The organism is Collimonas sp. OK412 (genome assembly GCF_900112135.1).
Taxonomy (GTDB): Bacteria; Pseudomonadota; Gammaproteobacteria; order Burkholderiales; family Burkholderiaceae_D; genus Collimonas; species Collimonas rhizosphaerae.
In genome coordinates, this window is the sequence record NZ_FOLC01000008.1 from 26,177 (window position 1) to 43,801 (window position 17,625).

Consider the following 17,625-nt stretch of genomic DNA (forward strand, 5'->3'; position numbering starts at 1 on the left):
GTGAAGTAGGGGAGCGTTGCTGCTATTCTGACTGATTCTGGTCGCCGTGCATGCCTGCAGCGCTAAATAATGACAAAGGGCCGGAGCCTGCGCGCTCCAGCTTGCGCACAAACTCCGGCCCCCGCTACGGTCCTTGAATGCTTAGGCTTGGACCAGGCCGTCCTGGCTCCGGTACCATTCGTGGAAATGCTGCATGCCGTCTTCCATCGGCGACTGGTAAGGGCCGGCTTCATTGACGCCGCGCTCCATCAGGATGCGCCGTCCGGCGTCCATGCGCAGGGCAATTTCATCATCTTCGACGCAGGTTTCCATGTAGGCCGCACGTTCCGCCTCGACCATTTCGCGTTCAAACAGCGCAATTTCTTCGGGATAGTAGAACTCGACCACATTGGTGGTCTTTTGCGGGCCGCGCGGCCATAGCGTCGACACCACCAGGACGTGGGGATACCACTCGACCATGATGTTGGGGTACAAGGTCAGCCAGATCGCGCCGAACTTCGGCGGTTCGCCGTTGCTGAACTTGAGCACCTGCTCTTGCCACTTCTTGTACGCCGGCGAGCCGGATTTCGCCAGCCCGTGGTTGACGCCCACGGTCTGCACGCTGTAATCCTTGCCGAACTGCCATTCCAGGTCGTCGCAGCTGACAAAGCTGCCGAGGCCGGGATGGAACGGTTCGACGTGATAGTCCTCCAGGTAAACCTCGATAAAGGTTTTCCAGTTGTAGTCGCACTCGTGGACTTCGACATGATCGAACAGATAGCCGCTGAAATCGAGATCCTTGGCCACGCCCAGCTGCGCCAGCTTTTCGCCGACGTGGAAGGCGTTCTGTTCAAACAGCAAGCCGTTCCAGTTCTGCAAGGGCGTGCGGGACAGGTTCATGCACGGCGTCTCGCCGAAATGCGGCGCGCCGATCAGTTCGCCCTTGAGGTCGTAAGTCCAGCGATGCAGCGGGCAGACGATGTTGCGGGCATTGCCGCGGCCGTCGAACATTTTTGCCTGCCGATGGCGGCAGACGTTGGATACCAGCTCAATCCCCTGGGGATTGCGCACCAGCATGCGGCCTTCGTTTTCAGAAGCGAGCGTGGCGTAATCGCCGACGTTGGGCACCATCAGTTCATGGCCGACGTAACGCGGGCCAGTCTGAAACAATTGCTGGATTTCGCGCTTTAACAGCGCTTCGTCAAAGTAGACGTTGACTGGAAGTTGCGCATCGGAGCGCGCGAGCTTGGTAATAGAAGCCAGATCGGACATCCCTCCACCCCCAAATGTGTTATCAACCTAAGAGAGAAAGAATCCGCAAAAACCTGTGTTCAAATAATATGAAACGGAAATTTTGGACAGAACCGAGGATTATCCCATAAAAATGCCGGTTTTGGCGCTGTTTTACGCTTTTTATCCAGCGCTTTTTATCCGCAGCCTTCGAATTTCAACGGCTTATAGATGTTTGCTCTAAAATAGCGAACTACACTATTTATAGCCACTATGCCAAAAAATCCGATTTCCGCCAGCAGTCCCGCCTCGTTTGAACAAGCAATGGCCGAACTGGAGCAACTGGTTGCCCAAATGGAAGCTGGCGAGTTGCCGCTGGAAGCATCCGTCGCCGCTTATAAACGAGGATCGGAACTGGTCAAGTTTTGCGCCTTGCAGCTGGAAAAAGTCGACAGCCAGGTCAAGGTGCTGGAAGGTGACATGCTCAAGCCGTTTGCCGGTGAAGCGCTCAAGGATCACAGCGGAGCCGACGAATGACTGTTGCCGTTCCATTATCGAACCATGCGCAGGAGCCGGCATTGGCTTTCGACGCCTGGATGCGCCAGGCGCAAACCGGGATGGAAGCCGCCCTGGACCGGTTCTTGCCGGCTGAGGCCAGCATTCCGGCCAGGCTGCATCAGGCCATGCGCTATGCCGTGCTGGATGGCGGCAAGCGGGTCCGGCCCTTGCTGGTATTTGCCGCAGGAGAATTGTTTGCAACGCCGGCCGCCGTCGCGCAACGCGCCGCCGCCGCAGTCGAAATGATCCATGCCTATTCGCTGGTGCACGACGACATGCCATGCATGGACGATGATGCCTTGCGTCGCGGCAAGCCGACCGTGCATGTGCAGTACGACCAGGCGACCGCCCTGCTGGTGGGCGACGCCTTGCAGTCGCAGGCATTCATCGTGCTGGCCGAAGCCGGCGAGGGCGTCGATGCGGCGCGCCAGATCGTCATGCTGCGCCTGCTGGCGCAAGCCTCGGGTTCGCTCGGCATGTGCGGCGGCCAGGCGATCGACCTGGCTAGCGTCGGCCTGAATTTGTCGCTGCCGGAACTGGAGCAGATGCACAAGCTGAAAACCGGCGCCTTGCTGCGCGCTTCGGTATTGCTGGGCGCGTGGGGCGGCAAAGCCTTGGCGCCAGCTGAAATCGAGGCGCTGGAAGCCTATGGCACCGCCATCGGCCTGGCGTTCCAGGTGGTGGACGACATCCTCGATGCGACCGCGGATTCCGCGACGCTGGGGAAAACCGCAGGCAAGGACGCCGCGGACAACAAGCCGACCTATGTCTCGATTCTGGGTTTGCCCGAATCGCAGGCGCTGGCGGAAAAATTGCGCAACGACGCCCACCAGGCGCTTGCGATCTTTGGGAACAAGGCACGCCGCCTGCGTGAGCTGGCGGACTTGATCGTGCAACGGAAGGCTTAGATATGGAATTACTCAACACAATCGACAGCCCGGCAGACCTGCGCAAACTGACGCGGGCGCAACTCAAGCCGCTGGCTGACGAGCTGCGCGAATTCGTCATCGAATCGGTGGCGCAGACCGGCGGCCACCTGTCGTCCAACCTGGGCACGGTGGAATTGACGATTGCGCTGCATTACGTTTTCAACACGCCGGAAGACCGCGTGGTGTGGGATGTCGGCCACCAGACCTATCCGCACAAGATCCTCACCGGCCGCCGCGACCGCATGCATACGCTGCGCCAGCTCGACGGCATCTCCGGCTTCCCGCGCCGTAGCGAAAGCGAATACGATACCTTCGGCACCGCCCATTCGTCGACCTCGATTTCAGCCGTGCTGGGCATGGCGCTGGCCGCCAAGACCAAGGGTGAAACCGAGCGCCATGCGATCGCCGTGATCGGCGACGGCGCGATGACCGCCGGCATGGTATTCGAAGCGATGAACAACGCCGGCGTGTATGACGACATCAACATGCTGGTGATCCTGAACGACAACGACATGTCGATTTCGCCGCCGGTGGGCGCCTTGAACCGCTACCTGGCGCGCCTGATGTCGGGCCAGTTCTATGCGCAAGCCAAGAACGTCGGCAAATCGATACTGCCGGGACCGATGCGGCAGCTGGCCAAGCGTTTCGAGGAACACGCCAAAGGCATGGTGGTGCCCGCCACCATGTTTGAAGAATTCGGGTTCAACTATATCGGCCCGATCGACGGCCATGACCTGGAATCGCTGATCCCGACCTTGCAGAACCTGAAGCACCTGAAAGGCCCGCAGTTCCTGCACGTGGTGACCAAGAAGGGCCAGGGCTACAAGCTGGCGGAAGCCGATCCGGTGCTGTACCACGGCCCGGGCAAGTTCAATCCGGCCGAGGGCATCAAGCCGGCCGCGGTCAGCAAGATGACCTACACCCAGGTGTTCGGCGACTGGCTGTGCGACATGGCGGCGCAGGACGACAAGCTGATCGGCATCACCCCGGCGATGTCGGGCGGCTCCGGCCTGGATACGTTCGCCCAGCGTTTTCCGCAGCGTTTCTACGATGTCGGCATCGCCGAGCAGCATGCGGTCACGTTCGCCGCCGGCCTGGCCTGCGAAGGCTTGAAGCCGGTAGTGGCGATCTATTCGACTTTCCTGCAGCGCGCCTACGACCAGCTGATCCATGACGTCGCCCTGCAAAACCTGGACGTGACCTTTGCGCTGGACCGTTCCGGCCTGGTCGGCGCCGATGGCGCAACCCATGCCGGCAATTACGACATGGCGTATCTGCGCTGCATTCCCAACATGGTGGTGATGGCGGCGTCCGATGAAAACGAATGCCGCCAGATGTTGTCCACGGCGTATCGCTACAACGGCCCGGCGGCGGTGCGTTATCCGCGCGGCGCCGGCATAGGCGCCGCCATCGCTCCCGAATTGAGCACCTTGCCCCTGGGCAAAGGTGAAATCAGGCGCCAGGGACAGAGCGTGGCGATCCTGGCCTTCGGTTCCATGCTGGCGCCGAGCCTGGCAGCAGGCGAGATGCTGGACGCCACGGTCGTCAACATGCGTTTCATCAAGCCGCTGGATGTCGACCTGGTGCTGGAACTGGCGCGGACCCACGATGCGCTGGTCACGGTAGAGGAAGGCTCCATCATGGGCGGCGCCGGCGCCGCAGTGGCGGAAGCCCTGGCGGCGGCGGGATGCGTCAAGCCGCTCTTGAATCTGGGCTTGCCGGACCGATTCATAGACCATGGCGACGTCAGCCAGCTGCTGGCGCAATGCGGCCTGAATGCAGAAGGTATCGCTGCATCGATACGACAGCGCTTCGGCAAGGACCAGCCGCGCCTGGTCGTCAACCAGAATTAAGCAGGGCTGGCCGCCTGCCGTCCCCAAGCAATTCCAGCCAGGATGCTGCCGCCGGTCGAGCGGCAGCGTTCAAGCCAGACTTATATCCAACCATCCCGGATCTCCTGCCGAGCCTGCAGGCGAAGCGGGATCAGGCTGCTTCCGGCAGCCTTTCATTCAAAGGTTAAGCATGAATACTCGTGACCGCAATCTGACGATTCCAGACGTGCAAAGCAGCGTCGACACCCGCCACCTGGCGATCCAGCGCGTTGGCGTCAAAGGCGTGCGTTATCCGGTGACGGTGCGTACCGCCGCAACAGCACAGCCAACCATCGGCAGCTGGAACATGTACGTACATCTGCCGGAACAGCAGAAGGGCACCCACATGTCGCGTTTCATCGCCTTGCTGGAAGGCCTGGATGGACCGCTCGACGTCGCTTCGTTCGGTGCGCTGATGCGCAAGATGGTGACCCTGCTGGACGCCGAGCGCGGCCGCATCGAGCTGACTTTCCCGTACTTCATCAACAAGACCGCGCCGGTTTCCGGCGTGCAGAGCTTGATGGATTACGAAGTGGGCTTGACCGGCGAGATCAGCCAGGGGCAACTGGAAATCACGCTCAAAGTGCTGGTGCCGGTAACCAGCCTGTGCCCTTGCTCGAAGCAGATTTCAGCCTACGGCGCGCACAACCAGCGCTCGCACATCACCGTCAATGCGGTGCTGGACGGCGAGATCCAGGTCGACGAGCTGATCGCGAAGATCGAGGCGCAGGCATCCTGCGAACTGTTCGGCCTGCTGAAGCGTCCGGATGAAAAATACGTGACCGAGCGCGCTTACGAAAATCCGAAATTCGTCGAGGACCTGGTGCGCGACGTGGCGGTGGCCCTGAACAACGAGCCGCGCGTGCTGGCCTATGTGCTGGAAGCGGAAAACTTCGAGTCCATCCATAACCATTCGGCATATGCGTTGATCGAGCACGACAAGCGCAGCAAGTAACGCGGTTGATCCAGCAGCGGAGCGGGATGAAGCCGGCTGCGGCGTCATCCCGTTTTTTATGTGTCCCGCAAGCGGTCTTTCTGCCACAGCACATCGCTGCCGCCATCCGCGCGGTTCAGCACCCGCGACAGCACGAACAGCAGGTCTGACAAGCGGTTCACGTACTGCCGCACCGCCTCATTCACCGTTTCGCTCTTGCCCAGGCTGACAATGCTGCGTTCCGCGCGCCGGCAGACCGTACGGCAGACATGCGCCAGCGCCGCCGGGCGGTTGCCGCCGGGCAGGATGAAATCCTTTAGCGGCGGCAGGCCGGCATTGTATTTTTCCAGCAGGTCGTCGAGCCGGGCTACCTGCGCCTCGCTGACCAGCGCATAGCCGGGAATGCACAGCTCGCCGCCGAGGTCGAACAGGTCGTGTTGTATCGATAGCAATGCTTCGCGCAATGTTGCGTCCAGCCCTTCGCACAGCAGCAGGCCAAGCTGCGAATTGAGCTCGTCGACATCGCCGATTGCCTGGATGCGCAGGCTGTCCTTATCGGTGCGGCTGCCGTCGCCGAGGCCGGTAGTGCCCTTGTCGCCGGTGCGCGTCGCGATCTTGGAGAGTCGATTGCCCATGGTTTTGAAGCCCCCTGTTTCCGTTTTTTCCTGCTGATCCGGGATGGAATGCCAAGGCTTGTACTTTACACCAGCGCGCAGCAGCCCCGCAGAGTAAAATTCAGAGGAAAAGGAGACCTTCCAATGAATCACATCGCCGATCTCGCCGCCCTGAAAAAACCGTTGCCGGATGGCTTGCTTGCAGCTCTCGCCCCCTTGTTTGGCGAGCGCCTCTCGACCACCATGGCGATGCGCAAGCATCACGGCCGCGATGCTTCTTCGTATGATCCGATGCCGCCGGATGCCGTCGTGTTCGTCGAATCGACCGAAGAGGTCGCCGCGCTGGTCAAGCTGTGCAGCGAATACCAGGTCCCGGTGATTCCTTTCGGCAGCGGCACGTCGCTGGAAGGCCATGTGCTGGCGCTGCAGGGCGGGATTTCCATCGACTTGTCGCGCATGAACCGCTTGCTGGCGATCCATGCCGAAGACTTGACGGCGACGGTGCAGGCCGGCGTCACCCGCAAGCAGCTGAACCACGAGATCAAGGACAGCGGCCTGTTCTTTCCGATCGATCCAGGCGCCGACGCTTCGATCGGCGGCATGGCCGCCACCCGCGCTTCCGGCACCAACGCCGTGCGCTACGGCAGCATGCGCGAGAACACGCTGGCGCTGACAGTGGTGACCGCGGACGGCCGCATCATCAAGACCGGCACGCGCGCCAAGAAATCCGCCGCCGGTTATGACCTGACGCGCATTTTTGTCGGCAGCGAAGGCACGCTGGGCGTGATCACTGAAGTGACCGTCAAGCTTTATCCACAGCCGGAAGCCATTTCGGCCGCGGTCTGTTCGTTCCGGAACATCGCCGACGCGGTCAATGCGGTGATCCAGACCATACAGCTGGGCGTGCCGGTGGCAAGGGTAGAGCTGCTGGATGAGAACGGCGTGCGCGCCATCAATGTGCATTCCAGGCTGGCGCTGCCGGAACAGCCGCTGCTGCTGTTTGAATTCCACGGCAGCGAGAACGGCGTCAAGGAGCAGGCTGAACTGGTGCAGGCGGTGGTGGCTGAGCACCATGCCGTCGGCTTTGAATGGGCGACGCGGCCGGAAGACCGTTCGCGTTTATGGACCGCGCGCCACAATGCCTATTTCGCCCTGCTGCAATTGCGTCCCGGCAGCCGCGCCATTTCCACCGATTGCTGCGTGCCGATCTCGCGCCTGGCGGAGTGCATCCTGGAGACCAAGGCCGATTGCGAGGCGAACGGCATGGTGTATTCGATCATCGGCCACGTCGGCGACGGCAATTTCCATGTGCAGATGCTGGTCGATCCCGGCGACGCCGCCGACATCGCGCGCGCCGAGGGCGTCAATGCACGCATGGTGAGCCGCGCCATCGGCATGGACGGCACTTGCACCGGCGAGCATGGCGTCGGCCTGCACAAGATCGATTTCCTGGTTGAAGAGCATGGCGTGGAAGCAATCGCCACCATGCGCGCGCTGAAGCATGCTTTCGATCCGAAAAACATCATGAATCCCGGAAAGATCATCCGGTGGTAAGTCCACGTGTCTAGGTAATCATTTTGAACAAAACCCCACTGGTCAACCGCCTGCCGCCGGTGCACGCCTTGTCCGCGTTTGAAGCTGCCGCGCGCCACCACTCGTTCGCATTGGCGGCGGACGAGTTGTGCATCACGCCGTCGGCGCTGTCGCACCGGATCCGCCTGCTGGAAGATTTCGTCGGCGAACGCCTGTTCTCGCGCGAGGGCAGGACTGTCGCCTTGTCCGAATTCGGCCACCGTTACCTGGAGGTGGTGCGCAGCGCCTTGCGCACCTTGACCGAATTTCCGCTGCCGCAGCGTAACGCCCAGGTGCAGCCGCGCGTCAAGATCACCGCGCCGCCGACGTTTGCCCGCCAGCTGCTGATCCCGCACCTGCATGAATTTGCCAGCCGGCACCCTGAGATCGTGGTCGAAATATTCCTGTCGGTGCCGCTGTACGACCTGAGCTTGACGGAGAGCGATCTTGAAGTGCGTTTTGGTGCAGGCAAGTATCCCAACACCACCACCGAGAAACTGTTTGAGGAACCCACCTTTGCCGTCGCCAGCCCGGGATACCTGAAGCAAGTCGGCCCGCTGAAGCAGCCGGCCGACTTGCGCAAGGCAAGCCTGCTGCGCTCGGCGCTGGAACCCTGGCAGCCATGGTTCCAGGCGGCCGGGCTGGACTGGCCCGAGCCTTCCTCCGGCTTGCGTGCCGACGACCTGGGGCTGCTGCTGGAACTGGTGCGCCATGGCCATGGGGTCGGCCTGACCCGCAAGCATTTTGCCCAGCAGATGATTGCGCAGGGAGAAGTGGTGCAATTGTTCGACATCAGCCTGACTTCGCCGCCCCATGCGTATTACCTGGTGTACCAGCAAAAGCCGCAGGAACGGCCGGAAGTGACCACCTTCATTGAATGGATGAAGGATACTTTCAGCCGCATCTGAAGCGGATTGGCGGCAGGCGGACGGCCGCCTGAAAATATTTCATCCGCGCGATGCAAGCTTTTCAGGCGGATCCAAGCTGGATATCAGAGGAAAACATTCTGTTGAAAACACAATATCGTTATACTCGACGATAGAAAACACACTCTCCGATAGCCAGCCTGCCAATGGGACAACAGCATGAACGGGAAAACAGCATCGCTCGCTACAGCTCCTGCTGAATCCGCCTTTAGCCCGGTCCGCCAGCAGCAAGTCGTCAGCGCGCTGCGGGCGCTGCTGCCGGAACAGGCGCTGCTGTCGAACATCGAAGATACCCGGCCCTACGAATGCGACGGCCTGGCCGCCTACCGGCAGACACCGATGGTGGTGGCGTTGCCGGAGAACGAAGGACAGGTAGTCGCCATCCTCAAGGCTTGCCGCGATCTCAAGGTGCCCATCGTGCCGCGCGGCGCCGGCACCGGCCTGTCGGGCGGCGCCATGCCGATCGCCGACGGCGTGGTCTTGTCCACCGCCAAATTCACCCGCATCGTCAAGCTCGATCCGTATGCACGGACTGCCGTGGTGCAGCCCGGCGTGCGCAACCTCGCCATTTCCGAGGCGGCAGCCGCGCACGATCTGTATTACGCGCCGGATCCGTCGTCCCAGATCGCTTGCACCATCGGCGGCAACGTGGCGGAGAATTCGGGCGGCGTGCATTGCCTGAAATACGGCCTTACCGTGCACAACGTGCTGCGGGTCAGGATGGTGACGATCGACGGCGACGTGGTTGAACTCGGCAACGGCGCGCTGGATGCGCCCGGCCTCGATTTGCTGGCGCTCTTCATCGGCTCGGAAGGCATGCTGGGCGTGGTCACCGAAGTCACGGTCAAGCTGATCCCCAAGCCGCAGGCGGCCAGGGTCATCATGGCTTCCTTTGACGACGTGGTGAAGAGCGGCAATGCGGTCGCCAACGTGATTGCCGCCGGCATCATCCCGGCCGGCCTGGAGATGATGGACCGCACCAGCTCGCGCATGGTGGAACCCTTCGTCAAGGCCGGCTACGATATCGACGCCGCCGCCATCCTGTTATGCGAATCGGATGGCACCGCAGAAGAGGTGGAAGAGGAAATCGGCCGCATGAGCGCGGTGCTCAACGCCAGCGGAGCGACCCGCATCGAAGTCTCGACTTCGGAAGCGGAGCGCCTGCGCTTCTGGTCAGGCCGCAAGAACGCCTTTCCGGCTGCCGGCCGCATTTCCCCCGATTACTACTGCATGGACGGCACCATCCCGCGCAAGAACCTGGCGCAAGTGCTGCTCGGCATCGAGCAGATGGAAGGCAAATACGGCCTGCGCTGCGCCAATGTGTTCCATGCCGGCGACGGCAACCTGCATCCCCTGATCCTGTTCGATGCCAACGTGCCTGGCGAATTTCATCGCGCGGAAGAGTTCGGCGCCGAGATCCTTGAATTGTGCGTGGCTGTCGGCGGCACCATTACCGGCGAGCATGGCGTCGGCATCGAAAAGATCAATTCGATGTGTGTGCAGTTTTCGCCGCTGGAGCGTGAAGCTTTCTTCAATGTCAAACGCGCTTTTGATACCGCATTCCTGCTCAATCCGGACAAGGCGATCCCCACTTTGCAACGCTGCGCCGAGTACGGCAAGATGCATGTGCAGCGCGGCCAGCTGAAATTTGCGGAACTCCCGCGCTTCTAAACCAGACCCGACAATATGGACGCAGAATCATTCAGGCAGCAGGCCAAGGCGCAGATCCTCGCCGCCGCCGCGGAACACCGGCCGCTGGAAATCCGCGGCGGCGGCAGCAAGCGCTGGTATGGCCAGCAGGTGCAGGGCGAGCTGCTCGACACGCGCGGCTATAGCGGCGTCATCGATTATGAACCGACCGAACTGGTGATCACCGCTCGTTGCGGCACCCCGCTGGCCGAGATCGAGGCGCTGCTGGCGCAGCACAACCAGATGTTGCCGTTTGAACCGCCGCATTTCGGCAGCGCCGCGACCTTGGGCGGCATGGTCGCCAGCGGCTTGTCCGGCCCGTCGCGGCAGGCGGTTGGCGCGTTGCGCGACTTTGTGCTGGGCGCGGTGCTGATGGATGGCAAGGGCGACATCCTGCATTTCGGCGGACAGGTCATGAAGAACGTGGCGGGATACGATGTGTCACGTTTGCTGGCCGGTTCGCTTGGCACCTTGGGTGTGATCCTGGAAGTGTCGCTGAAAGTGTTGCCGCGCCCGTTCGCCAGCAGCAGTCGCCGGTTTGCCATGGGTGAAGCCGAGGCGATTCGCAGCCTTAACCAGTGGGGCGGCTTGCCTTTGCCGGTTTCCGCCAGCTGCTGGCAGGATGGCATGCTGACGCTGCGCCTGTCCGGCGCGCAGGCAGCGGTAAGCGCCGCGGAAAGGAACCTCGGCGGTGAAGCGGTCGCCGATGCGGACGATTTCTGGCACGCGCTGCGTGAGCAGACGCACGCTTTTTTTGCGCCGGCAGCCGCGCAGAAGCCGTTGTGGCGGCTGGCGCTGCCGTCGACCGCCGCACCGCTGGCATTGCCCGGCGCTACGCTGATCGAATGGGGCGGGGCGCAGCGCTGGCTGTTCACCGGCGCCGACGCGCAGGCGGTGCGGAGCGCAGCGTCCGCCGCCGGCGGCCATGCCACGCTGTACCGCGGCGGCGACAAGGATGCCGGCGTGTTCCATCCGCTGGCGCCCGCGGTGGAACAGATTCACCGGCGTTTGAAAGCCAGCTTCGATCCTGCGGCGATTTTCAATATCGGCCGCATGTATCCCGGCTTTTGATCCGAACCTCACAAACAACCTATAGCGCAGCAAGCCATGCAAACCAATCTCGCCGACTTCATCAAGAATACCCGCGCAGGCAAGGAGGCCGACGCGATTCTGCGCGCCTGCGTGCATTGCGGCTTCTGCACGGCTACCTGCCCGACTTATCAGTTGCTGGGCGATGAACTGGACGGCCCGCGCGGCCGCATCTACCTGATCAAGCAGGTATTGGAAGGGACCAAGGCCACCGTCAAGACCCAGTCTCACCTGGACCGTTGCCTGACTTGCCGCAATTGCGAATCGACTTGCCCGTCGGGCGTCGAATACGGCCGCTTGCTCGATATCGGGCGCAAGGTGGTCGACGACCAGGTGCCGCGCCCTGTCGCGCAGCAGCTGACGCGCAAGCTGCTGAAAGAATTTTTGCCGCGCCCCTGGCTGTTCAAGCCGGCCATGGCAGCCGGCCAGCTGCTGCGGCCGCTGTTGCCGCGCAAGCTGAAAAACAAGGTGCCGGAAAAACAGGAGGCGGGAATTTTCCCGCGCCGTGAACACGCGCGCAAGATGCTGTTGCTGGACGGCTGCGTGCAACCGGCGATGTCGCCCAACATCAACCACGCCGCCGCACGGGTTTTCGACGCGCTCGGGGTGCAGCTGCTGGTAGCGCCCAAGGCCGGCTGCTGCGGCGCGATCCGTTACCACCTGAACGACCACGCCGGAGGGCTGGACGACATGCGGCGCAATATCGACGCCTGGTGGCCGTACGTGATAGGCAGCAATGGGCAAGGCGTCGAAGCCATCGTCATGACCGCGTCGGGTTGCGGCGTCACGGTCAAGGAATACGGACATCTGCTGGCCGCCGATCCGGCCTATGCCGTGAAAGCAAAAGCGATTTCCGCACTGACCAAGGACCTGTGTGAAATCCTGCCGGCGTTCGAGGCGGAGCTGCAGCAAAAACTGCAGGGGAAATTTACCCAGCGCGTGGCCTACCATCCGCCATGCACCCTGCAGCACGGCCAGCAGATCCGCGGCAAGGTGGAAGGCCTGCTGCGCAGCGTCGGCGTCGATGTGCAGCTGTGCGCCGACAATCACCTGTGCTGCGGTTCGGCCGGCACCTATTCCGTATTGCAGCCGGAGTTGTCGTACCGCTTGCGCGACAACAAACTGGACAATCTGCAGGCGACCAAGCCGGACATGATCGTCTCGGCCAACATCGGCTGCCTGACCCATCTGCAGTCGGGCACGCAGACGCCGGTCAGGCATTGGATCGAACTGCTGGACCAGGCGCTGGACTGACAGTTTTAAGGGCGCCGGCGCCCTTAAAACTGATGGCGGATGCCGACTGCCGCGACAAACTGCTTGCCGTTGGAAGACGGCGTGCCGTTTTGCGAGTCGCCGACCACGGCCACTGCGTCGACCGCTGTCACGCCATCTTTCCCCAAGGTCTGGCCACGCGCTTTTTGATAGGCCTCCAGGAAGTAAAGCGCGGTGCGTTTAGAGAAATCGTAGGTCTGCTCCAGGGACAGCTGCTGGTAGCGGGCCGGATTGCTGATGCCGTTGGCGGCTGATTCCCGCGTGTAGCTATAGCCTGCCGCTACCGTGACGGCAGGCGTCAGCTTGTAGCTGGAAATCACGCCTGCCGTATTGAAACTGGCCTGGTGCGTGAACAAGGACGCTGCTCCCGGCGCCATCTGGACATTGGAAAAATTCAATCCCAGCATTAGGCTGCTCGAAGCCTGGTACCTTGCCGCTGCTGCGATCATCTGTATCGATTTGGCCGAGGCATAACCGGCATTGACCGGAGACTGGGCGTAGCTGCCCGACGTGACGTTCGGATCCCATGGCGCAAAACCCTTGAGGTTGTTGTTGTTCAGCTTGAGATATCCCAACGCGAGGCTGAGCGCATTAATGTCGTAGCGCAGCGCCGCGCTAAGGGTATTTCCGGAACCCATGGTGCCGGCGTTTTCACCGAAACCATACAGGGCGCTGGCCTGGAAACCGGCAATCAGCGGCGTCGCATAGACCAGGGAGTTATTGATGCGTATGGTGGTGTCGAGGCCGTCCAGGTCGCCCGGATGGGCGCCGGTGGCGCCGGTCAGCACGCCGGTCGATCCCAGTCCGCCGACATAGCGCCAGTACGGCGTGTACTGGCGGCCTAGCGTCAATGTGCCGTAACGGGCGTCGCTCAATCCGACAAAGGATTGGCGGTTGAACGCCTTGCTGGGATCGCTCTGGGTGCCGTTGTCGATGTTGAATCCCTGTTCCAGCGTGAAGATGGCTTTGCTGCCGCCGCCCAGGTCTTCGCTGCCGCTAAATCCCAGCTTGCTGGCATTCAGGTTGCCGCTGTTCATATACGTGTTGGCATGGCCGCGCTGGCTGCTGGAGTAGATGATCGCGGCGTCGGCGGTGCCGTAGATGGTGACGCCGTTTTGCGCCTGGGCATGGCCTGCGAATGAAACGGCTGCTGTCACCAGCGCCAGTGTTTTGTGTTTCATGTGTCTCCCTTTATGGTTATTGGACTGCTTCAGAATGCCGGTTTGGTGATTCTTAACTTGATTTCGCGGTAGCCCTCGACGATGGCGTCGTTGACGATGCCGGCAGCACCAGCCGGCAGCCGGCGATTTTCGTGGCGCGGCAAGAGCACGGTCACGATATCGGACGCCGGCTGCACGCCCGCGCATCCGACCGCGATTTCCAAAGTCGATGCGCAGCTCTGGACACGGATCTTCCACAAGCTGTGCTGTCCGTTTTGGTAGGCGTGGCTGCAGCCGTCGTCGTCGAAAAACTCGGCCGTGAAACTGCCGTCGGCCTGGTGCGGGAAGACCATGAAACCTTGCTGATGCGCGGCCCGGTTGAAATGCTGTTCAGCGAGGTTGACGGCGATGGCGCTGCCGGCCCTGGCCAGCAGCGGCGGTTGCTCGCCGACGGCAGGCAATACGATTTCTTGCCCGCCGCGGTGATGCGCGCCGCTCCAGAATTCGTACCAGTCCGCGCCTGCCGGCAGGTACACGCTGCGGCTGTGCTGGCCCGGCTCCACCACGGCAGCCAGCAGCAGGCTGGGGCCGACCAGCATGTCGTCGTTTTCCTCGAAACAGCGCGGATCGCCGGGGAAAGCCAGGAAGGTAGGCTTGATCATCGGTTCATAGTGCTGGTGGTAGCGCCATAGCAGGTCGTAGAAATACGGCGTCAGGCGGGCGCGCAGCTTGAGCAGGTTGCGGATGGCGCCGGTGATTTCAGGGTACATCCAGGCTTCGTTGACAGTCTTGTCGTCGTTCCAGGAATGGATCGAAAAACGCGGCATGAAAATGCCGAACTGGACCCAGCGCAGCAGCAGTTCCGGACCCGGCGCCGGGCCGCTGAAGCCGCCCACGTCATGGCCGGTATTGGAAATGCCGGACAAGGCCAGTCCAATGCCCATCTTGATGTTGTACTTCAGGGTTTGCCACGAGGTGTAGTTGTCGCCGGACCAGGTCTGCACGTAACGCTGCATGCCGGCGGCGCCGGAACGCGAGACCAGGTAGGGCCGCTGGTGCGGCGCAAACGCGGTTTGCGCTTCCTGCGAGGCGGCCATCATCAGCATGGTTTGCAAACCCTTGGCTTCGACCGCTTTGAACGGCTGGCCGAAACCGTGGACGCTCGCCTGCGGATTGAGCACCTGGAATTCGTTGTTGTCGTTCCAGGTGCTGGTGATGCCATATTCCAGCAGGGAGCTGGTCACGGCCTGCTTCCACCAGCTGACGGTATCCGGGTTGGTGAAATCCAGGTAAGCGCCGATTTCATCCCAGAACTGCACCATTTCCGGTTCGCCGTCCTGGTCGTTGATGAACAGGTTCAGGTCCCGCGCTTCGGCAAAACACGGATGGTCCTGCAGCAAGCAAGGCTTGATGTTGGCGCACAGGCGCACGCCATGTTCCAGGTAATGCTGGGCAAAGGCCTTGGGGTCGGGGAATTTCTCGCGGTTCCAGTTGAATACATAGCGCTTGTCGCCGATCGACGTGTAGCCGGACGACAGGTGGAACGATTCGCACAGCATGTCGTGCTGCTCGCAGTTTTCCAGGAATTCGTTCATCTTTTCCTGTGCGTTCGGGGCATCGGTATACGTCATGGTCGAGCCGGAATAGCCGAGGCCCCATTTCGGCGTGAACGCCGGTTTGCCGGTCAGCCAGGTATAGCGCCGCACCACGTGCTCCATGTCGTCGCCGGCGATGAAGTAATAATCAAGGTCGCCATGGTCGGCAACGAAATAACGGTAGTGGCCGTGATAATTGTCCAGCTCGCACCCCATGTCCAGCTTGCCTTCGGACAGCGTGTCGTAGAACAGGCCGAAGGTGTTTTTTTGCCGCCGGTTCCAGGTGAGGTAGAACGGGATGTGCTTGTACAAGGCGTCGGTGCTGCCGGCGTTGTAGCCCATCGCATCGATGGTTTTCAGGGAATAGCTGCGGCCGTGGCGGTTGGTGTCGCCGCTGCGCTCGCCGAGGCCGAAATACATGTCATCCTTGGCGTCGCGCTTGAGGTAGTGGTAGACCTTGTCGTCCCAGTAGCCGAAATTGACATGTTGCGTGGCGCGGTCCTGGGCGGCGCTTCGCCAGGTCCCGCAGGTCCCGTCCTCGCAGGTTTCCCAGCTGCAGGAGAGCCCTTTGAGTTGCACCGTCAGCCGGATTTTTGCGGTTTGTATGACCAGGGCGCCGCCGCTTTCCTCGGTGCTGTAGGGTGGTTGCGTAAAACCCGCCAGCGAGAAACGGTCGCGTCCCTCCAGCGGCAGTTGGCTGGCGCCCGGCGCAATCGCCCAAGTGCGGGGGAAGCGCAGCTTCGCATCAGGCAACACCATGACGCGGATGATGTCTTGCTCCAGTACGAAGATATGGGCGACCTGGCCGCCGGAACCCTTGAGCGTCAGCAGCGCGCCTTTTTGCGCGGCAAGGTGAAATTCAGGTATGCGTTTGACTGACATGGAAGTCTCCAATTTCTTGTTCAGTTGCTGGCGACATTGCTGTCTTTATAGCCGCGGTACAGCAGGAAAAGAATCGTTACGCCGACCACGTCGAACATGCCGAGCGCAGCGAACAGCGGGGTATAGCCTATCGATTCGGCCAGCTGCCCGATGAGCAATGAAAACGAGAGTCCGCCGATCCAGCTGATCATGCCGGTCAGGCCGTTGGCAGTGCCGACTTCGCGGGTGTTGAAGACGTCGGCGGTCATGGTGTTGACCAGGCCGGAAATCATCTGGTGGGAAAAGCCGCCTATGCAGAACAGGGCGATGGCCACGTAGGGGCTTTCTACATAACCGACAAAACCGACGCTGGTCATCAGCAGTGCGCCGGTGGCGATGCCGGCGATGCGCGAGCTGATCAGCTTGAACTTGAAATGCTTCATCAGGAACGGCGACAGGTAGCCGCCCAGGATGCCGCCCATGTCGGCGGCAAAGAACGGCATCCAGCCGAAGACGGCGAACTCTTTCAGGTTCATGCCGCGCACCGAAATGAAATACAGCGGAATCCAGAAATTGAAGGTTTGCCAGGCCGGTTCCGCCAGGAAGCGGGTGATTGCGATGCCCCAGAAACGGCGCGTCCCGACGATCGCCCGCACCGATGGCTTGGCGTGGGCCTGGCTTTCGGCAATGCTTTCCTGGCCGGAGAGGATATATGCCCGTTCTTTATCGGACAGGTTGGGATGATCCTTAGGGGCCCGATAAAAGAAGAACCACAAACCCGCGAAAATGAAGCCCAGCGCGCCGGTGGCGATAAACGCTGCCTGCCAGCCATGTTTGTAGAGCAGCCATGCCACCAGCACCGGTGCGATCACCGCACCCATCGATGTGCCGGCGTTGAAATAGCCGACTGCCACCGAGCGCTCCTGTTTTGGAAACCATTCCGATACCGCTTTGACGCCTGCCGGAATCGCGACGGCTTCGGTCAGGCCCAGCAAGCCGCGGAAGAACGCCAGCGATAACCAGCCGGTGGCGAAGCCGTGCAGCATGCCGACTATCGACCAGGCGGCGGCAAACAAGGCGAAGCCCACTTTCAAGCCGAGGAAATCGATGATGTAGCCGCATACCGGCTGCATGATGGTGTAGGCGACCTGGAAGGCCGCCACCACGTACGAATATTCCTTGGTGCTGAACGCCAGGTCGTGTTTCAGCGTATCTGCCAGCACGCCCAGCGAGTTGCGCGATATGTAGTTGAGTATGGTGCCAAAACAGACGAGGGCGATGATCCACCAGCGCAGGCCTTTGATATGTTTCATTGTTGTTGTCTCGGTTGGTTTTTATTTATGTGA

General features: G+C 61.4%; 14 protein-coding genes. 9 read left to right on the top strand and 5 right to left on the bottom strand.

Translation table 11 applies throughout. The features are described from left to right. Positions 1-141: 141 nt before the first annotated feature. Positions 142-1,251: an aromatic ring-hydroxylating oxygenase subunit alpha gene (locus BM062_RS10605; protein WP_092396584.1), complete on the bottom strand. Its 1,110-nt coding sequence runs from the start codon at positions 1,249-1,251 to the stop codon at positions 142-144. A gap of 231 nt (positions 1,252-1,482) precedes the next feature. Between BM062_RS10605 and BM062_RS10610 the strand changes: the two genes are divergently transcribed. The 4 genes from BM062_RS10610 to folE2 all read left to right on the top strand — a co-directional run bounded on the left by BM062_RS10610 (position 1,483) and on the right by folE2 (position 5,522). Continuing rightward, the gene (locus tag BM062_RS10610; protein ID WP_092396586.1) at positions 1,483-1,746 is read left to right on the top strand and encodes an exodeoxyribonuclease VII small subunit; all 264 of its coding nucleotides are present in this window, start codon (positions 1,483-1,485) and stop codon (positions 1,744-1,746) included. Next, positions 1,743-2,675 carry a polyprenyl synthetase family protein gene (locus BM062_RS10615; RefSeq protein ID WP_092396588.1) on the top strand — a complete coding sequence of 311 codons (933 nt, stop codon included), beginning with the start codon at positions 1,743-1,745 and terminating at the stop codon, positions 2,673-2,675. The genes BM062_RS10610 and BM062_RS10615 overlap by 4 nt, the downstream gene beginning before the upstream one ends. 2 nt (positions 2,676-2,677) lie before the next feature. Further along, positions 2,678-4,549, top strand: a complete 1,872-nt coding sequence (gene dxs, locus BM062_RS10620) for a 1-deoxy-D-xylulose-5-phosphate synthase (RefSeq protein ID WP_092396590.1) — start codon at positions 2,678-2,680, stop codon at positions 4,547-4,549. Positions 4,550-4,718: 169 nt separating this feature from the next. Further along, a complete protein-coding gene (gene folE2, locus BM062_RS10625; protein ID WP_092396592.1) occupies positions 4,719-5,522 on the top strand; it encodes a GTP cyclohydrolase FolE2 in 804 nt (267 codons plus the stop codon). Between the two features lie 56 nt (positions 5,523-5,578). On the opposite strand, the gene BM062_RS10630 is transcribed toward folE2, so the two are convergent. Then, the gene (locus tag BM062_RS10630) at positions 5,579-6,136 is read right to left on the bottom strand and encodes a cob(I)yrinic acid a,c-diamide adenosyltransferase (protein ID WP_092396594.1); all 558 of its coding nucleotides are present in this window, start codon (positions 6,134-6,136) and stop codon (positions 5,579-5,581) included. Between the two features lie 123 nt (positions 6,137-6,259). Between BM062_RS10630 and BM062_RS10635 the strand changes: the two genes are divergently transcribed. The 5 genes from BM062_RS10635 (at position 6,260) to glcF (ending at position 12,645) form a co-directional block, all read left to right on the top strand. Beyond that, complete coding sequence (locus BM062_RS10635; protein WP_092396596.1) at positions 6,260-7,669, top strand: FAD-binding oxidoreductase; 1,410 nt, start codon at positions 6,260-6,262, stop codon at positions 7,667-7,669. A gap of 38 nt (positions 7,670-7,707) precedes the next feature. Next, positions 7,708-8,595: a LysR substrate-binding domain-containing protein gene (locus BM062_RS10640; RefSeq protein ID WP_092396860.1), complete on the top strand. Its 888-nt coding sequence runs from the start codon at positions 7,708-7,710 to the stop codon at positions 8,593-8,595. Positions 8,596-8,772: 177 nt separating this feature from the next. Beyond that, a complete protein-coding gene (locus tag BM062_RS10645) occupies positions 8,773-10,284 on the top strand; it encodes an FAD-linked oxidase C-terminal domain-containing protein (protein ID WP_092396598.1) in 1,512 nt (503 codons plus the stop codon). A gap of 15 nt (positions 10,285-10,299) precedes the next feature. Then, positions 10,300-11,373, top strand: a complete 1,074-nt coding sequence (gene glcE, locus BM062_RS10650; protein ID WP_092396600.1) for a glycolate oxidase subunit GlcE — start codon at positions 10,300-10,302, stop codon at positions 11,371-11,373. 36 nt (positions 11,374-11,409) lie between these two features. After that, positions 11,410-12,645, top strand: a complete 1,236-nt coding sequence (glcF, locus tag BM062_RS10655) for a glycolate oxidase subunit GlcF (RefSeq protein ID WP_092396602.1) — start codon at positions 11,410-11,412, stop codon at positions 12,643-12,645. A 23-nt stretch (positions 12,646-12,668) separates the two neighbouring features. Here the strand turns inward: glcF and BM062_RS10660 are convergent, their stop codons facing one another. From BM062_RS10660 to BM062_RS10670, 3 genes are read right to left on the bottom strand one after another with little or no spacing between them, the layout of a single operon-like run. Next, on the bottom strand, positions 12,669-13,844 hold the full coding sequence (locus BM062_RS10660; protein ID WP_092396604.1) for a porin: 1,176 nt from the start codon (positions 13,842-13,844) through the stop codon (positions 12,669-12,671). A 29-nt stretch (positions 13,845-13,873) separates the two neighbouring features. After that, positions 13,874-16,300: a glycoside hydrolase family 31 protein gene (locus BM062_RS10665; RefSeq protein WP_092396606.1), complete on the bottom strand. Its 2,427-nt coding sequence runs from the start codon at positions 16,298-16,300 to the stop codon at positions 13,874-13,876. Positions 16,301-16,320: 20 nt separating this feature from the next. Further along, the gene (locus BM062_RS10670; RefSeq protein WP_092396608.1) at positions 16,321-17,592 is read right to left on the bottom strand and encodes an MFS transporter; all 1,272 of its coding nucleotides are present in this window, start codon (positions 17,590-17,592) and stop codon (positions 16,321-16,323) included. Positions 17,593-17,625 lie beyond the last annotated feature (33 nt).